Origin of the sequence: Spiroplasma endosymbiont of Tricholauxania praeusta (genome assembly GCF_964019535.1) — a bacterium.
In the GTDB taxonomy this organism is placed as follows: Bacteria; Bacillota_I; Bacilli_A; order Mycoplasmatales; family VBWQ01; genus Spiroplasma_E; species Spiroplasma_E ixodetis_A.
On the sequence record NZ_OZ026450.1, the window covers coordinates 166599 to 184689 of the forward strand.

Here is an 18091-nt window from a genome sequence, read left to right on the forward strand (position 1 = left end):
TATTAAATTATTAAAGAGAGGATGTTTAAAAATGGATAAATCTTTTAATAAAGGTCTTGACCCAGAATTAAAAAAAATTGTGAAAGATGAATGACAACGTCAACAAAATGATATTGAATTAATAGCTTCAGAAAACTATGTATCACCAGCTGTACTTACACTCGCTGGAACAATATTAACTAATAAGTATGCAGAAGGTTATCCGGGCAGAAGATATTATAATGGTTGCGAAAATGTTGATAAAATTGAAAATTTGGCAATAGAGCGTTTTAAACAATTATTTAATTGTAGTCATAAACCAGGTCAATGTAAAAAAGGTAATTTTCATGCTAATGTACAACCTCATTCTGGTAGTCAAGCTAATGCTGAAGCATATGCTGCTATATTACGTCCAGGTGATACTATTCTTGGTATGGAACTTGATGCCGGTGGTCATTTAACTCATGGTTATAAAATTAATTTTTCTGGTAAAATTTATCACGGTGTTAATTATGGTGTAAGTAAAAAGGATGAATATTTAGATTATGATGAAATTTTAAAAATTGCTAAAGAATGTAAACCAAAAATTATTGTAGCAGGAGCTAGTGCTTATTCAAGACTTATTGATTGATCAAAGTTTCGTAAAATTGCTGATACTGTTGGAGCATATTTAATGGTTGATATGGCGCATATTGCTGGATTAATTGCTGCTGGATTACATCAAAATCCTATTTGTTATGCTGATATTACAACAACAACAACTCATAAAACATTAAGAGGACCACGTGGTGGTGCTATTCTTTGCACTGAAGAATTAAAAAAGAAAATTGATAGTGCGGTATTTCCTGGTAATCAAGGTGGACCATTGGAACATATTATTGCAGCAAAAGCACAAGCTTTTTATGAAGCATTAACACCAGAATTTAAAACTTATCAAATGCAAGTAATTAAAAATGCGCAAGCATTAGCAAAAACTTTTCTTGATGCAAAATTTCATGTAGTGGCGGGTGGAACTGATAATCATTTATTAACTGTTAATGTTACTAATATTAACGGTTTAAATGGTAAAGAAGCTGTTGATATTTTAGAAAAGATTAATATTGTTGCTAATAAGAATGGTGTTCCCTTTGATCCTTTACCAGCTGTTATTACTAGTGGTGTTCGTTTTGGTAGTCCAGCAATGACAACGAGAGGTTTTAAAGAAGAGCAGTTTATTGAATTAGGAAAGATTATTATTAGTGCTTGAAAATTACCTAAGGGTATTAATGATGATGGTTTACATGAATTAAGAAAAAAAGTTGATATACTTTTAAATAAATTTCCCATTTATGAAGATATAAAATTACCTCAATAATAAAATAATTATTTTACATTTGGAATATGAAAATAAGTTTTCTGTTAATTAACAGAAAACTTATTTTATTTTTTTGAATCTTTAATTTCTTTTATTTTTTCAATAAAATTATTATCATATTTAACCGAAGATTGTTCTTTAATAAACTTTATTAATTCCGAAACATCTTCATCACTAATTCATGGTGCTTGTAAGCGATTGATATTATTTTGTCCTGGAGCTAAAAATAACATATCGCCTTTACCTAATAATTTTTCTGCTCCAGCAGTATCAAGGATTGTTTTTGAATCAATTCAAGATGCAACTTTAAAAGCAATTCTTGCTGGAATATTATTTTTAATTACGCCAGTAATTACATCTACTGATGGTCTTTGTGTTGCTATTACTAAATGAATTCCTGCCGCTCGACCCATTTGTGTAATTCGCATGATTCCTTCTTCAATTTGCTTGCTTGCTTGTACCATTAAATCTGCTAATTCATCAATAACAATAATATAATAAGGTAATTTATCAATTTCTTGACTTATTTTTTTATTATAACTTTCAATATCACGATTTCCATTTTTTGCAAATAGTTGGTATCGACGCATCATTTCTAAAATTACTACTTGTAATGCTGCTGGTGTTTTGTTTGCTTCATTAATTACTGGAATAATTAAATGTGGGATATCATTATAAATTGCTAATTCTACTCATTTAGGATCGATTAATATTAGTTTTATTTCATGAGGTTTGTATTGTAAGAGCAAAGAAATTAGTAAATCATTAATAAAAACGGATTTTCCTGAACCAGTACTACCAGCAATTAATAAGTGGGGCATTTCTTTTAATGAATGAAAGATGTAATCACCAGTAGTATTTCTACCAATACTAATTAATAATTTTTTATTTTTATATTTTTCGCTTATATTTTCAAATTGTTCTTGCATATTAATTGGAACAATATTTTTATTACTAACTTCAATTCCAATCATTGATTTACCAGCTATTGGTGCTTCGATTCTAATATTATTATTTGCTAAAACTAGTTTTAGTTCTTCTTCTAAGTTAGTAATTTTGTTAATTTTCATTCCTGAAGTGATTGAAACCTCGTATTTTGTTACTGTTGTACCAATAGTAAAATCATTTACTTTTCCTTGAACAGAAAATTGTTTAAATAACTGATTAATTTTTTGGGAGCGTGTCGAAGATGTCGATAACTAAAAAGTTTTAAAAATAGCTCCTTTCTTTTTTAAACCCTTAAATTAAAAATAAATGACAAAAGACGAGAATAAAAATCTTGTCTTTTTTTGTAATTGTAAAATTTTAAAATTTTTTATTATTAACATCCTTTAAATATCTACTACACGCAGTGACCAAGTAGGAGAAAGTTAATAATTAATAACCCTCTTTAACGCTATTATCAACACGTGTTAGGGAACTAAAAAAGTGAACTACAACACAGTTGTTAAAAATAGTAGCTAGAACATGTGGACTTGCATGGATAAATAAAAAGTGGAGTGATACCTAATAAAATATACTAACCATTAATGGTAATTCTTGGGGTGGGAGCGAATTGGAAACTAGTATATATAGACCTGTTGTAGGGACCTATTGTATTAATTCTATTCTTTATTTAACCAACCTTGCCACCCCCCAGTGAGCAAGTGTTGGTTTTATTTTTTATTTTTTTTTGAAAATTTTTTTTGGGCGAGAAAATAAATTTCAAACTTGTAAAAAAAATTGAGCGGTGCCGGTTCAATTAAAGTATTAATTTGTTAAACGCAAATTAAATAAATATTGAATCGAATGCCTCGATTTCTTTTTAAAATTTCACAATTTATTTTTGAGCCCAGTTTTCATGGAATGAATAAAACGAATAGTAGTATTATTAATAATCTAAAAATCAAAATATATGTTCTTTATGCTAGAAGCAACAGAACATATTAGAAAAGGAATATTAAATGAAAAATTATTTTTGCTGAACATGTAAACAAAAACAATTATATTATTTATTCTTTACTACTAGTGATATTAAAACAAGAAAAAAATTTTTAAGAGACAAAAATGGTAAAGCAATTTGTTATGACTGTATTTTAAAAATAAGTTAAGTAGGAGGTATAAATATGGATAAAACAAACTGTACAATAGATGATTGTAAACTTTTTATTAATCATGATGGTAAATGTAAAACTGAATATGATTTTTGAATTAATAAAGAAAAATTAAGAGAAAAATTTAAAAAAGAAATAATTAATGAATATAAAGAAAAATTAATTAAATATTTAGAAAATAAAATTGAAAATGATGGATATAGAAGTGCAAGTAATGATTCAATATATTATTCATTAATTAAAAAAATCAATAATCAAGAATTTGATTAATTATGCAATATGAATTAATTATTGGTATTGACCCAGCAGGAATTGGTAATAATGGAATTGTTATATATTCAAATGAAACTAATAATATTACTTTTAATGAAACATTCAAAATTAAAACAGTTTTAGAAAGTAAAAATATATATAAAGAATATTTTAAATTAATTAAAAAACAATTTATTAATCAAAAAATATTAGTTATTGTAGAAAATTTCTTTTTAAGCTCAAAACAATTATTAACTAATCCATTAGCAACACCTAAGATTATTGGTGCATTAATGGTATTAGTAGAAGATGTTATGAATTGAGATTATTTAGAAAGTGAACCAAAAAATAAAACTAAAATAGAAAATTATAAAGGAAATATAAAATTAACAAAACATGAACAAGATGCTTATAAGCATATTCAATACTATTTAAGGAATTATAAAAATGAAAGATAAAGCAAATTATGTCAAATTAAAAGTAAAACTGAGTAACACTATTGAAGCAAAATATTACGAAAAAGGTAATAAGGAATTATATTATAGTGTTCGTGGTCAATGAAATGGATTAAATTATGTTACTTTAATTTTTAATAACCCAAAATTTTATAGACGATGTATTTTATTAAACAAAAACGATGAAATTATTGTAACTGGTCAATTTTTTAATACTTTAAATATTCCTAAAAATCGTGCATTTTGTTCAATCAATGTTAAATGATTTAAAAAATGAAAAGAGTAAAAAAATGATTAAAAATACACCATTAGAATATATTAATGACAGAATTAAGCAGCATAAAGAAAATATTAATAAATATACAAAAGAAATTGAAAGATTGCAAAATTTTATTAAAACAAATGAAATTAGAATGACTGAATTAGAAATAATAAAAGATATTTTACAAAAAGGAGAAAAAATATAATGAATTTTAATCAAAATCCAAAACAAATGACTGATTTAGTAATAAAAAAAGAGAAGGAAAAAGTATTAGAAAATTTAAAAATTAAAATAGGAACTCTTGCATTTAATAATATTGAAGAAGAAATACATTATATAAATTTAATAATAAATAAAATGTCAGAACATATTTATTCATTAGAACAAGAAATAATTAGAAAAAATCAAATAATAAAAGATAAATTGGAACAAGAAAAACTTGAAATTGCTAATCAAATTAAAAATAAGGAGAATAATTAATGAATAGATGTACATTTTCACAAACTACTAAATTTACTAGTTTAATACCACCACATGATGAACATTTTGAACAAATACAATGTGAAAATATGACAGAAGAGCAATTTGATGAATATGGAAGAGTATATTGTAAAGAACATAGAAATAAAGTTGATGAAATTAATAATTCAAGACATAAAAATTGTATTAATAAAGAAAAAATAATTGAATATTTAATTGAACATGACACATTAGATATGGAATTAATAATTGAATATTTAGAAAAAGGTTACTTTGATAATGAATAAATGTGAACATGAAGATGTGAGTATTGAATTAGTATTTAGATGTGATAATTGTAAAGCTGTTCAATTTCAACATCCAAAAAATAATAAGGAGAAATAATTATGAAAATTTGTAAAAATTGTAAAGAAAATTATAATTGACCAAATTGTCAAAATTGTTTTAAAGAACCAATACCATGTTGTTTTAGTGAAGTTAATGAAGTTGGTAAACATATAACTAATTGTACTAATTTACCAACAAAATTAGATAAAGATAATGTTCAAATAAGATATTTTTGTGAAGAACATATGATTAAAGTTGAAAATAAGGAGAATAATTAATGATAATATTACCTACTTTGTTTGAAAATAAAGATGAAATTGAAATATTATCACCATTTCCAAAAGCAATTCATACAAGTAATGATATTAGAGCAATTATTTTAAGACAATACCCAAATGTTAAATCCAAACACATAATTGTTTCTGACCCCGAAAGTAATGTTGCATTAATAGTTGGTGATAATGATGTTTATCAAGGTTGAATTAAAGTAACAATTAAAAAATTAGAAATTAAAGGAGAATAAATAAATGCAGAAGGAAAAAATTAAAATTAGAATTCATGAATTTGAATTATATGATTATCAAGTAAATACTTTATTAGATATTGTAAGAGAAATGTTAAAAGCAAATAAAGGAGAATAAATTATGTTAGATGAAATTTTAAAAGTAATTTTTGATAGAGCAGATAAAAAAGAATTAATTTATATGATAGAAAGATTAATTCTTTGTACTAATAATCAGTCAGAAACAAAAAAATGATTGATTAGAGAATTTGATAAAAATCATTATGTTTTAGAAAAATTATTACAAATAAAAGGAGAAAAAAATGGAAACAAATAATTATACTTTAACCAAATTAATTAGAACTGGTATAAATCCAATTTGTGCAATGATTGGTACAAGTGCTTATTATGGTCAAGTAATTGCAAATCCAATATTAGGTTCAATTAATAGTTTATTATTTGGTAAAAAATTAGGTTTAGATATTTGAAATTTAAATCAAAGACCAAATACTAAAACTAAATTAATTAATAGTTCTAAAAAAATCTTATTAGGTTTAGGAACAATTGGATTAGCAAATTATAGTAAATGAACAAAGAATAATATTACTCCAATTATTCCAACAACACCAATGCCAATAACTACTACAACTACAACTGAGGGTCCTCCATGATTACTATTAAATAAACAAGAAAATCAGTCATTAATGGATTGAGATACATATATTAGTTTAAATGCTTATGGTATATCAAATCTTATTAGTGGATTAACTGAGTTAATACCTAATAAATTTGAAACAATAAGAAAGATTTGTAATATGGCAACTGGTGGATGTTTAATATCAAGTGGTGTTGCTATGGGTATTAATAATGATTTTAATAATGCTTATGCAGTACCTACCATAATTGCTGGTGCAAGTGAAATAATCCATAATTTACTACCAATGGAAACAACTAATCATATTGAAGAAATGCAAGAAACATCATTTAATAATGAAACTGCAAGATTAATTAATGATAATAGATTCACAATTAATAGTGAAACAACTAGTCAATATGGTAGTGATAATCTAAGCGAAGTACCATTAAATACTGATAATGCTTCATTAAATTGAGATTACAATCACATGAGTTTATAAAGGAGGTGAAAAGTATGAATAAAGAAAAATTAATTCAATATTATGATGATAAATTAAAACAACATGAAAAAGATTTAGAAGACATACGACTGAATGAACGTTTAATTGCAAATCTTTTAATGGATGCAAAATGTATGATTGAAAGAATTATTAAAGGTGAATTTGATGAATAATCAAAAATAAAAAAATAAATAGTTGAAAGGAAAATATTGAAATGAAAGAATTTTTACATGAATTAATAATTATTGGAACAAGTGTTGGAATATTAATTTGCAGAGAAATTATTGTTTTATTAAAAAGATTTATCACAACTCCAAAACATGTTAGAGCAAATAATAAAATTATAAAACATCAAAAAAAATTAGCAAAATTAAATGAAAAGATTAATAAAGAAAATAAATAAAAAAGTGGTGATGTAAATGTTAGAAAATGAAAATAATGTTCAACAAACAACTGAACCTTTAACTGAAAATAATGCTTCTTCACAAGAAATAGAAAATAAAGTTAATGAAGCAGAAAATAAGTTAAATAAACTTAATCAAGAAATTAAAGAAAAAGAAATGATTAATATATTTAAAAAATATCAAGTTAAAACGGAATTTTATGAGTTTTTAAAATTTAAAACAAGTAATATAGAAAATTCAAAAATTGAAGAAAGTATTAAAAAAATGATTAAAGAACAACCAGTATTTAAAGAAACAATTAATACAGGTGGCAAACCACAAACAATAATAACAAATCAACAAAATTCAATAAAAAGTACATTATTGGATTATAAAAAAAATAATAATTTATAACAGAAAGGAAATCAAAAAATGGCAATACAATTCAATAAAAATTTAGATAATACCGAAAAATTAGTAGAAGCACCAGAGTTTATAGAATTTTATAAACAATCAAATTCACCATGAGCAAGTTTTTTTCCTATCGAAATGGTTAATTCAACCAAAATTGAATTTATAGTTAAAAAACCAAAAAATTCAGAAATTAAAGTATTAAAATGAAATGATAAAAGTAAAGGATTAGATGTTAGTTATGCTGAAACTATTAAAATTTTAAAAGAAATTAAAGAAGAAGCAGTTGCAGGTGAAATAATTGCTAATGTTGATTTAAATGCTGAAAATGGACAAAATTTATTAAATACAATGCAATATGAAGTTGCTAATGACTTAGCAGATTATTTAGCAAATAATGATACAAATGTAATTGCAAAATATGCAACTAAAGTAGATATTACTGATAAATCACCAGTAGGATACTTAAAATCAATGTTAGATGCTTGAAATACTTTATTTCAATTAAGAAATAGTAATAATTGTCGTTTTTTTATTACTAATAATCTTTATGATAATATTGTTTATTTAGCTAATAATAAAGGTTTAATTACTGATAATCAGATTGCACAACAATTAAGATTAAATGGAAATGATTTATATATTAAAGGTGTACTATGTCAAATTGTAATGGATGATTATATGACATTTACTGATAATAATGAAACTAAAATTATGTCTTTTGTTTTAGCAACACCAAGAGCAATGAAAAGATATATGTTACAAAATACAGTTGTATATGTTCAAGATATTGCTGATGGTAAAGTTGGAAGAAGATATTTAGTTGGTGGAGAAGTAACTGGTGAATCAATACCCTATATAACAGATGAAGAAACAACTTCACGCTGAATGTTATGTGCAATTGTTAATAATGATAAAAATGATTTAAAAACTAAGATTACAAGTTTAACAACTGATATTACTGCAAATGTTAATAACAATAATAGTGAATTAAATACACAAATAAAAAGTACTAATGAACTTAAATCATTAAATCCAAATTTAACAAATCCAACTATTAAATATTTTAGTGATGCACAAGGAAAAACTAATGTAAGTAATCAAAAACAAAAAGCGGGTGACTTATATATAACTATTACTGCAAATGTTAATGATTTAAATTATAAAGGAACAACAAATCCAATTAAAATAACTCTTAAATAAAGGAAATTAATATCATGCCAATTGGTACAACTAGTACAGCAATACTTTTAAACATAAATAAACCAAAACATACTAGAACAAGTAACCAACAAGAAAATAAAAGTTTTTGATGAGAAATTTTAGAAATGATTGGTGTACAAGTTATAGCAGTAGCACTTGCTCCTTTTACTGGTGGATTAAGTGAAAGTGTAGCCCTTGGATTAGGTGCAAGTGATTTAGTTGCTAGTATTAGTGCTGTTGGTGTAGAGTTTTTAACTGATTTTACTATTAATCAAGTTTATGATTATTTAAAAGGAAATGTAACAAAATTAAATACTTTCTTTAATATACTTCCTGCATTTGCTGGACTTAATAAAATTAGTCGTGGTTATCGTACAAGTAAATTTATTAAACTAGCACAAAAAACTAAAACATTAGAACAAGTGGGAATTAAAGAAGCAAAAAATTTACAAGAAATTATTAGTCAAGTAAGTGGAAAAGAAATTTTAACAGATAAAATTATTGGTAATAAACGTTATTTAATGAATTATAGTTTTACTCCTAATCGTGAAACAGTATTACGAGATTTAGGTTATGTTGCTGAAAGACAATATAAAAATAATTTTCAAAAATTAGAAGCACAAGAGTTAAAAGATTACTTATTATTACAAAATACATTAATAAAACTAAGTCCACAATTAACTCCTAAATTTAAAATTAAAGATATTGAAAAAGCAAATAACTTTTTAAAAAAATTTAATACTGATTTAAAAAAAGTATTATCTATGAATCAGCATGATTGATTAAATTTAGTTCATACAATACATACAGAAAATAGATATGGAAAAACTTTAATTTTAGATTTACAAAAAATTCGTGCTAATTCTATTAAATTTAATTTTAAAAATAATATTATTCATCAACTTGTTTTAAAAGCAAATCAAACTTTTAAATATTTTGATATTAGATTTTATTTAAAAAAAGGTTTAAATAAATTTTGAAAAGATACACCATATTTTGAAAAAATAAGAGAAAGTATATATAAATTACAAGAAAAATTTGAAAAGTTAGAAAAACAAGCATTTGAAAAAATTAATAAATTAAAAGAAAAAGCAACTGATTTATTTACTAGTGCAGAAAAAAGAGCAATTAAACATGCACAATTAATTCCATTAAATTCACCAGTATTTATGGGTTGTAAAATTCAACCTTTGTCATTAGATAAATGTGCAATTACTATTTATCATCGTAATCCTAAATATAAACCAATTACAGTTGTTGATAGTATTCTTAAAGCAAAAACTTTTGTTACTCAAATACATCCATTTCATTGATATCGTTGATATAGTGGTTGATACATTGGTTATGGTGTTAATCGTAATAAATGATTAAAAGCAATAGCATTTGCTCCACCAGTGGTGCAACAAGTAATTAGAGATAGTTTTAAAGTATATAGAGAAATATTTAGAACTATTAGAACTTATCATAAAGTAGTGAATGTTATTAATAATCCTATTGAAAATATTAATAAATCATTTAAAAGTGTTGGTTTAAAATTTTCAGTTAATACTTTATTTGGTACTGGACTATTACATCATTTAGAAAAATTTGCATATAGTCAAATTGTAGAAAAAGGGAAAAAGAAATTACAAAAAGAAGTTATTCATATTGCACATAGAAAAACTAAAACAAAAACTAAACATTATAAAAAAGCATTTTTTAAGGAATGATAAATTATGATTAATAAACTTTGAACTGATGTCAGTTTAGAAAATTATAATAACTGATATCCATTAACTGGAAAAATTACAGAAACGCCACAGCAATACATACAAACATGACCTAATGTTAATGATTGATTTATAACTTTTGCTATTCGTGCTCAAAATGATATTAATGCTTATCTTGATTTTATTTTATCTAAATTTCCTTTTGATAGTTTTAAAGATGAATTAATTAAAGAAACATTAAGAGATATGGTTTATGTAATGGTTGAACATTGAGTATTTAATCGTACACCAATTGAATTTAATGTTGATGCTACTATTCAATTTAATAATGGTACTCAATTTAGTGCAAATAGTACTCCTACAATTAATGTTTGAGATTTAGCACCTAGTAGAATGAAAATATGAGCAAGATTAACAGAATTAAAACAAATATTTTCAAGTTATAATGATGATGAAATAGATATTGAAAAAATTGACTTAAAAGCATTTTATACTAGAAATCAAATTGATAAATTAATTAAAGAACAAAAAGAATTTACATTATCAAAACAAATGAAATTGTATGATGATTTAGTTGATGATAATGAAAATGAAATATATAGAGGTCCTGTTACAAAATTTATAAATAAAGGTTATGTTGCAACAGATTATGATAAAGAATCTGAAACAATGATTTTAGATTGACCTGATGAAATTGGTACATTACCACCCGAAGCATTACAAAATAATCCACAAATTGGTGATTATACACATGCACCAACTTGTGATTTTTCTGCTAAACAACAAAAACGAATTACTACTAATGAAAATGAAATTACAAAATTAAATACTGAATTAATTAAAGCAAACGAAAATATTAATGATGTTAAAAATAATTGATTTAATATCGAAACTAGTCCCCTATGAAAAAAAGTTGAAAATAATAATATAGAAACATTTAAATGATATTTTATTAAAATCAGTTATCAATATTCAACAGAAAATGACTTTATGAAATTTTATAAAGTAATTAAAATTTATTTAAATAATGTTTTTAATGAATTTGAATTGTTAAATGTTGATTCCATGACTTATAATGAACAAATCTCAAATAAAAATATTTTAAATATTGGAACTATTTACTATGACAATAGAAATAAAAAATTTAGGGGTGGAGGTAATTCTTATCCTGAACGTGGAAAAATTAATTTAATTGGTGATATAAAAGAAATATATCAATATCAAGGAATAGATACGCCAACTGAATTTATAGCAGAAGAAAGTACTGAACGTGATTATTATACAAAAATAGAAACTAATAATTTATTAGATAAAAAGCAAAATAAATTAACTACTGGCGAAAATATTAAAATTGATGAAGTAACTAATACTATTAGTGCTATTGGTGGTAAAACTGATTTATCTGATTATTATAAAAAAGAAGAAGTAGATAAAAAAATAGAAGATAAAATGGATAAAGACCATTTTAAATATGTTTTTTCTATCAATACTATTAGTACTGAAATTCCTAATTTAGAAACTACTGATAAAACTATTGCCGGTGCTATTAATGAATTAAAAGATATTCCTCCAACACCAAGTCCAAGTCGTTCAAATTGAAAAGAAGTAGGAACAAGAGAAAAAAATAAATGAGATAATTGACAAATTACTTATGATTTTATAGTTAATAAACATTATAGAGTTTATTATTCTTGAAGTATATATAATCCAGTTTATACTATACAAGAATTTATTATAACTGATAAAAAAATTGATGGTGTACAAATACAAACCTTTAATGATAGTGCTAATATAGTAATTTTATCAGTTCAACATGCAAAATTGATTACTATTTATAGCGGAAAAGGTAATTTAAAAGGTAATGTATGAAAATTAGAAGAATTACAGGAATAATATTATGTTTTTTAAAATTATAAAAATTATTTTAGGTTTAATTGGAGTACTATTATCTTCTGCAACTGCTGGTTTAATTATATTTATTATTGTAAAAATTGTATTAAAAATTAATCAAATATTTTAGAAAGGTGGTGAATATTATGTTAAGTTTATTTAAAAGAAAAGATAAAACAAATACTAGTGATAATCAAAATGAAAAAGTAAAATTTTTAACTAATAAAAATAAAAGTACACATGCTTCTATTTTAAATTATTTTGGTTTTAATGATTTTAACCATGAAACTTATTTTACTGATTTTGTAGCAGAAAATAATGCTAATTTATATAATGCTCCATTAGATATTAATAATGAAACTATTAAAAAATACTTAATTCAGCAAGAATTTTATAGAAAAAATTGAAATTCTATTTTTAAATTAAGCAAATTAGGAATTAGTGGTTATTTAATTTTTATTGCTAATGATGATTTATATTTTCAAGTAATAGATATTCAACAAAGAGTTTATGATATTACCGGTAAATTAATTCAATGTACTATTTTTTATGATAGTTATCAACAAAATGCACAAAATGTAAGATTATTTGAAATTTATACATTAAATAATGAACAAGTAACTATTAATCGTGCAATTTATAGTATTAGTGATAATAAAAAACAATTTCCATTAGATTTTAAATCATTCATTAATAATCCAAATTTAGAGCAAGAACAAACACTAAATATTAATTATATACCAATAGCAATTATGCGAAATAAAGCAAATGAATTAGCAGATTGTGATAAAGTAATGGATAAAATTAAAGCATTAGATGTTATTTATGAACAAATTGTTTTAGATACTATTTTAAACTCACCTAAATTTATTTTTAATCAAACTTATGGGAATGTTCAATCAGCATTAGAACAAACAGTAAGAACTTTGGTTACTAAAAACTACATATTTAAAAGTGGTGGAGATAATAACGAACAAAATGAAAATATTAATATGACAAATAGTAATTTTAAAGGTAAAAATTTAACTGATATATACGATTGAAATGTTAATGAAATATTTAAACGTTGTGGTATTCATATACCAAGTCAAAAGAAATCTGCACAACAATCAGTTCCCGAAAGTACAGCTGTAAATATTTCAACTATTAATTATATTGAACAAAAATTATGACAATTTAATATTGATATTCTTAAATTTATTCAAATATTAGTAAGCATAGATAAAGATTTATTAAATAGTAAAACATTTAATATTAATGATGAACAAGAAATTAATAATTTAACAGTTAAACTACAATTATTTAATCCCGAAAATAACCAATTAATAGGAGAGAACAATGGAAAACAACAACAAACCACAAACGAAGTTTCCACAGAAACAAACTAAACTTAATCAAGCAGAAGTTGAAAATGATTATTTAATAGATAATATTCCTTATGATTTTACTAATATGATGAGAGCAACTAGTGACCCAGATATTAATAGAGCATACGATGAATTTAAAAAAAGAACGATTTATATTTATGAAATTGAACGTTTATTTAAAAATAATGAAAATAATAGTTTAAAATTTTCAGCAAATACTATTAAAATTGGTTTTATTGATATTGATAAAGTATTAAAAACTACTGCTGTTGAAACATCTGATTTTACTATGCAATTAAATCAAAGAGCAAGTACCAATATTAATGATAATACAATTGAATATAGTATGACTGATATTAAAAATTTAATATTTCAAGAAATAAATTTATTAAATCAATTTAAATTATATGCAGTATCAATTAATGAACCATTAACTGAAAATAATATTGATAATTTATATATCATTAATAATTATTCACAACCTTATCAAAATCCGAAAACAAGAAGTACTAAAAGTATTACTATTATTAAAATTAAAGATTTTAAAACAAGAGATGGCTATCCAATTATTATTAAATTACAAAAACCATTAGATAAAGATACCAAAGTTATTGGTTTAAAAATTAAAGCCCCTAGAAGCATGATTTTTGGCAATATAAAAGTACTTGGTGAAGTTGACAATATGGAAGTATACCCAAAGTTATTTATTAAAGATAAGATAGCATTTCCGTTGTTATCAATGCCTATTGAAACTCAACCAAAAGTTAGAATATTACAACAATGATTTAGTGAACAAATATTACCTTGAAATTTAGCAAAACAATTTATTGGACAAGAAAAATCAGTTTTAGATTTAATTGCTATTGGTGGTGGAACTGAAACAAGAAAAGAAATTATTAAAAACGCAAGAGTTACACATGCTTGATTAGGATATTTTTTAAGTTCCTATTCTTTTGCAGAATGACCATTAAAAGAAAAGAAAGAACTTAAAGATAAAGAAGTATGAAAAATTCAGAGTGGTCCAATTGGAAAAGAATATACAAGTATTGCTACATATGATAAATTTGATGATATTGAAGTTGAAATAAGTGATAAACCACCAATTGATAGTTTACAGAAACTATTACTAGATATGCTAAGTTATACATATAACTACAATAGAAATTTTGAAGGTGCTACATATAATGATAAAAATGGAAAACCATTAAATGATATAGCAATTTTACGTGCAAAATTTGAAGGACAAAAACCCGATGAAGTAATTACTAATTTATTTAAACAATGAGAATTAGATTATCCAAATTATGTAAATTTACCACAAATGCAAATATTTAAACAAGTATTTATTATGTTATCAAAATATATTTATTCATCTTTATCGATAAATAAAGGATTAAATGATGATAATAAAATTTTATTACCATATTACTTTGAATTAAAATCAAGTCCAATACATCCAACCAAAGATAAAATTTGACAGTATAAGGATGTAAAAGTAATATTAAAATCTGCATATTTTGATTTGACAAATGTTAATAACATTAAATTAAAAAATAATGATATTAGTCAAAATGAATTATTTAAATTAGATGATAATCAATTTAACTGATTATCCATAACAAATGAATTAGAAAGTAATAATATACCATCATTAATTCCTGCTGATTGAACATTAGGAAATGGTGAATATGGAAAATATTTTACAAAATTAATCATTAGTAATAATAAAATTGAAAATGCTTTAAATTTATATGGTTCAAATAAATCTCAATTATTTTCTAAATTGGAATTTTATAAAGAAATATCACAAATTGATAATAATAGTGAATTTGAATTACAAATCGAAAATCCGATTAATAATCTAAATCGGATTGAAATTAGTGGAATATTTGGTGCTGAAAATTATGATTTTATTTTAATAACAGATAAACAAGAAATTGATTTAAAAAATATTAATTTATTCGATAAATATAATGAAAATATTTCTTATATAAATTTAGAGATTTAATTATCAAAATATCCATCTGGATAAATTCCATCTCATTTTATGTCATCACTATTTTTTTCTGGTTTAATAGAAAAATATAACTCTATTTTGTGTTTATCATCATTCGTATATTTATGAGACCATATAGTTGTCCCAGCCCCCCCCCAGTAGACTGTATAGTCATGTCCTAAATATGACTTATAATTATAAGTTTTATAATATGACATTATACTTAATAATAATGCGGTTATAACAGCACTTCATAATATTATTTTTTTATAATTTGTTTTAATTCATTTTTTAAAATTTTTTATTTCTTTTCTTTTTTCTTCTTTTTTATTTTCTACATTTTTTATTATTTCTTTGCTATCTTGCATTTTAATTCTCCTTTTTTCCTTGATTTTACTTATAAATTGTACTATTTTTGATTATTTTTACAAGTATGCTTTTAAATGCAAAATAACGCCTAAATTAAAGGCGTTTATTTTATGAGACCTATACTATTAATTATATTGAAATTGTTTATTATATAGCAAATGTGAAGATACTTTTTTTCACAGTAGCATTATTTTTACCCCTAATTACATTTTTATATGGATACAGTGCATAAAACAGAGCATCATAAGGGTCTTGATACATATTTTTGTCAGGAATATTAGTTTTTGTTTCATCATAACGTAATTCTTCTAAACATTGAGTTGTTTTTGGTAAATCATCTTTATTTGCGTAAAAGTTTCCATAACTCATAATATTTCTCATTCAAACTACTCTATTAGTTAATCCGGCTTCTTGATTTAAATTTGAAGCATGTTTAATAGCAGTTTGTGTTATTAAAATAGTATTGTGTTCATCAATTAATTTTTGATTTAATCAATCCATTGCTGTTCTTGCTTTATCATCATAAAAATAAATTGCTTGTTCAAAATTTTCAAAATTATCCATTAATCCTAAAATTTCATTAACATAAGCATTAATTTTTTCATTTTCATTAATAAAATCATTTGGAGTAACTACTAATTCACAAATAATATAAGCATCATAATAACCAGTATTATTATATTCTTTAAAACCAACTACCATAAATACAGTATGGTCTTTTGGTCCCGTAGCTCAATCAATACCAACACTATAAAAATCAAATTTATACATTTCTTTTTCTTGATTATAAAATTGTTTTAAATCATATGATTGTCAATATTTTACTGTTTTTTGAAATGGGAAAATTGTTGCATCGCTATCTAAAAATTCAAAACCATAATAAACAGTATTATATTCATCTGGATTACTTTTTTCCATTTCTAATAATGTTCTTTGTTGAATGTCAGGTAATTTATTTCAAAATGGTTGAATAGTAAATCTTAAAACAAATAAACCTAAACCACTAAACATATCTTTATTTTCATAATAAACTTTACCAACTTTTTTAAGATTTTTCATGACTTCATCATTTAATGGTAAAAATGGTGTACAGTATTTTAAATAAAATGGATGATATTTATCATAAGGATTACATGTAAAAGTAATGAAAAAACTTTTATAAAAATAACGAGTAATCAATTTTCCAAAAGTAGAACTATATATATTATTATCAATAAATGTTCAACTTCACTCTTTAATAGGTTCTTTTGATACTTTAATACGATTACTTCTAAACATAGAGTTTTGTAATCTTTCATATCGATATGTTAATTGCTTTTCTGTCAAAGTTTCTTTTTCTTCTGCCATTATTATTTCATCTGTTCTTGAACCTAAAAAACTTGACCCACCTGCTTCTTTTCCAAAAATTTTATTACCATTAGCATAACCAATAAAGTCAATTTGTTGATTACTTGGAAATATAATACATCCCCCATCCTTAGTAATTTTTCATTTAATGCCATGTGGATTATTAGGTAATAAATTAATATTATATGTATCTAATAAAACTTGACAAACATTCATTAAAGCACCAATTGTAGTTTCACTATGAGTATTTTCATATCTTCTTACTTCTTGAACACTACTATCACTAAAATTACAACATATAAATAAATCAAATGCTAAACAATTTCAAGTTTTTCTTGTTCCACGTGCAGTTGGTACAAAACGATAAAAACAATTAGTTGTAAAAAATTCTGCTCATTCATCACCAACAAATGCTTTAAAAATATCTCAGTTAAAACCATAATTATTATCACTAAAATTAAGATTATATTTTTTATTTAATTGTCCATAACTACTAATAAAAGCCATATTTACTCCTTATTTTTTAAAAAAAATTAAACTTAAATTATTAACAAACAAAAATTAGAAAGGAACATT

The 18091-nt window shown here is 23.5% G+C and carries 24 protein-coding genes; 21 read left to right on the forward strand and 3 right to left on the reverse strand.

Features of this window, described 5'->3' with window-relative positions:
• The first annotated feature begins 31 nt into the window (after positions 1–31).
• Positions 32–1333: a serine hydroxymethyltransferase gene (gene glyA, locus AACK96_RS00900; protein ID WP_338974537.1), complete on the forward strand. Its 1302-nt coding sequence runs from the start codon at positions 32–34 to the stop codon at positions 1331–1333.
• A 65-nt stretch (positions 1334–1398) separates the two neighbouring features.
• Here the strand turns inward: glyA and AACK96_RS00905 are convergent, their stop codons facing one another.
• Positions 1399–2532, reverse strand: a complete 1134-nt coding sequence (locus AACK96_RS00905; protein WP_338975133.1) for a DNA translocase FtsK — start codon at positions 2530–2532, stop codon at positions 1399–1401.
• A gap of 744 nt (positions 2533–3276) precedes the next feature.
• On the opposite strand from AACK96_RS00905, the gene AACK96_RS00910 reads away from it, so the two are divergent.
• The 20 genes from AACK96_RS00910 (at position 3277) to AACK96_RS01005 (ending at position 15811) form a co-directional block, all read left to right on the forward strand.
• On the forward strand, positions 3277–3423 hold the full coding sequence (locus AACK96_RS00910) for a hypothetical protein (RefSeq protein ID WP_338973430.1): 147 nt from the start codon (positions 3277–3279) through the stop codon (positions 3421–3423).
• 15 nt (positions 3424–3438) lie between these two features.
• Positions 3439–3696 (forward strand): hypothetical protein, encoded by a 258-nt coding sequence (locus tag AACK96_RS00915; RefSeq protein WP_338974540.1) that lies wholly within the window; start codon positions 3439–3441, stop codon positions 3694–3696.
• Positions 3697–3698: 2 nt separating this feature from the next.
• Positions 3699–4136 carry a hypothetical protein gene (locus AACK96_RS00920; protein WP_338974541.1) on the forward strand — a complete coding sequence of 146 codons (438 nt, stop codon included), beginning with the start codon at positions 3699–3701 and terminating at the stop codon, positions 4134–4136.
• Positions 4126–4419, forward strand: a complete 294-nt coding sequence (locus AACK96_RS00925) for a hypothetical protein (RefSeq protein WP_338973519.1) — start codon at positions 4126–4128, stop codon at positions 4417–4419. The genes AACK96_RS00920 and AACK96_RS00925 overlap by 11 nt, the downstream gene beginning before the upstream one ends.
• Positions 4388–4600: a hypothetical protein gene (locus tag AACK96_RS00930; RefSeq protein WP_338973522.1), complete on the forward strand. Its 213-nt coding sequence runs from the start codon at positions 4388–4390 to the stop codon at positions 4598–4600. Before AACK96_RS00925 ends, AACK96_RS00930 begins: the two co-directional genes overlap by 32 nt.
• Entirely contained in the window at positions 4600–4875 is a 276-nt protein-coding gene (locus AACK96_RS00935) for a hypothetical protein (protein ID WP_338973523.1), read from the forward strand. Before AACK96_RS00930 ends, AACK96_RS00935 begins: the two co-directional genes overlap by 1 nt.
• Positions 4875–5162, forward strand: a complete 288-nt coding sequence (locus tag AACK96_RS00940; protein ID WP_338973525.1) for a hypothetical protein — start codon at positions 4875–4877, stop codon at positions 5160–5162. The genes AACK96_RS00935 and AACK96_RS00940 overlap by 1 nt, the downstream gene beginning before the upstream one ends.
• A 99-nt stretch (positions 5163–5261) precedes the next feature.
• The gene (locus AACK96_RS00945) at positions 5262–5480 is read left to right on the forward strand and encodes a hypothetical protein (protein WP_338974542.1); all 219 of its coding nucleotides are present in this window, start codon (positions 5262–5264) and stop codon (positions 5478–5480) included.
• Complete coding sequence (locus AACK96_RS00950) at positions 5480–5725, forward strand: hypothetical protein (RefSeq protein WP_338973415.1); 246 nt, start codon at positions 5480–5482, stop codon at positions 5723–5725. Before AACK96_RS00945 ends, AACK96_RS00950 begins: the two co-directional genes overlap by 1 nt.
• A 121-nt stretch (positions 5726–5846) precedes the next feature.
• Entirely contained in the window at positions 5847–6041 is a 195-nt protein-coding gene (locus AACK96_RS00955; RefSeq protein WP_338974059.1) for a hypothetical protein, read from the forward strand.
• On the forward strand, positions 6028–6840 hold the full coding sequence (locus AACK96_RS00960; RefSeq protein WP_338974061.1) for a hypothetical protein: 813 nt from the start codon (positions 6028–6030) through the stop codon (positions 6838–6840). The genes AACK96_RS00955 and AACK96_RS00960 overlap by 14 nt, the downstream gene beginning before the upstream one ends.
• 14 nt (positions 6841–6854) lie before the next feature.
• On the forward strand, positions 6855–7013 hold the full coding sequence (locus tag AACK96_RS00965) for a hypothetical protein (RefSeq protein ID WP_281748859.1): 159 nt from the start codon (positions 6855–6857) through the stop codon (positions 7011–7013).
• Positions 7014–7054: 41 nt separating this feature from the next.
• The gene (locus AACK96_RS00970) at positions 7055–7243 is read left to right on the forward strand and encodes a hypothetical protein (protein WP_338973407.1); all 189 of its coding nucleotides are present in this window, start codon (positions 7055–7057) and stop codon (positions 7241–7243) included.
• Between the two features lie 16 nt (positions 7244–7259).
• On the forward strand, positions 7260–7637 hold the full coding sequence (locus tag AACK96_RS00975) for a hypothetical protein (RefSeq protein WP_338973404.1): 378 nt from the start codon (positions 7260–7262) through the stop codon (positions 7635–7637).
• 18 nt (positions 7638–7655) lie between these two features.
• Positions 7656–8837, forward strand: coding sequence for a hypothetical protein (locus tag AACK96_RS00980; RefSeq protein WP_338973539.1), 1182 nt, complete (start codon positions 7656–7658; stop codon positions 8835–8837).
• A 14-nt stretch (positions 8838–8851) separates the two neighbouring features.
• Positions 8852–10549, forward strand: coding sequence for a hypothetical protein (locus AACK96_RS00985; protein WP_338974062.1), 1698 nt, complete (start codon positions 8852–8854; stop codon positions 10547–10549).
• 3 nt (positions 10550–10552) lie between these two features.
• Positions 10553–12439: a hypothetical protein gene (locus AACK96_RS00990; RefSeq protein WP_338974544.1), complete on the forward strand. Its 1887-nt coding sequence runs from the start codon at positions 10553–10555 to the stop codon at positions 12437–12439.
• Positions 12440–12443: 4 nt separating this feature from the next.
• The gene (locus AACK96_RS00995) at positions 12444–12566 is read left to right on the forward strand and encodes a hypothetical protein (protein ID WP_338973392.1); all 123 of its coding nucleotides are present in this window, start codon (positions 12444–12446) and stop codon (positions 12564–12566) included.
• A 16-nt stretch (positions 12567–12582) separates the two neighbouring features.
• Positions 12583–13824: a hypothetical protein gene (locus tag AACK96_RS01000; RefSeq protein ID WP_338974546.1), complete on the forward strand. Its 1242-nt coding sequence runs from the start codon at positions 12583–12585 to the stop codon at positions 13822–13824.
• Positions 13775–15811: a hypothetical protein gene (locus AACK96_RS01005; protein WP_338974548.1), complete on the forward strand. Its 2037-nt coding sequence runs from the start codon at positions 13775–13777 to the stop codon at positions 15809–15811. The genes AACK96_RS01000 and AACK96_RS01005 overlap by 50 nt, the downstream gene beginning before the upstream one ends.
• Here AACK96_RS01005 and AACK96_RS01010 read toward each other — a convergent pair.
• Positions 15808–16167: a hypothetical protein gene (locus AACK96_RS01010; protein ID WP_338974550.1), complete on the reverse strand. Its 360-nt coding sequence runs from the start codon at positions 16165–16167 to the stop codon at positions 15808–15810. The genes AACK96_RS01005 and AACK96_RS01010 overlap by 4 nt on opposite strands.
• 148 nt (positions 16168–16315) lie before the next feature.
• Positions 16316–18022: a hypothetical protein gene (locus AACK96_RS01015; protein ID WP_338974552.1), complete on the reverse strand. Its 1707-nt coding sequence runs from the start codon at positions 18020–18022 to the stop codon at positions 16316–16318.
• Between the last annotated feature and the right edge of the window lie 69 nt (positions 18023–18091).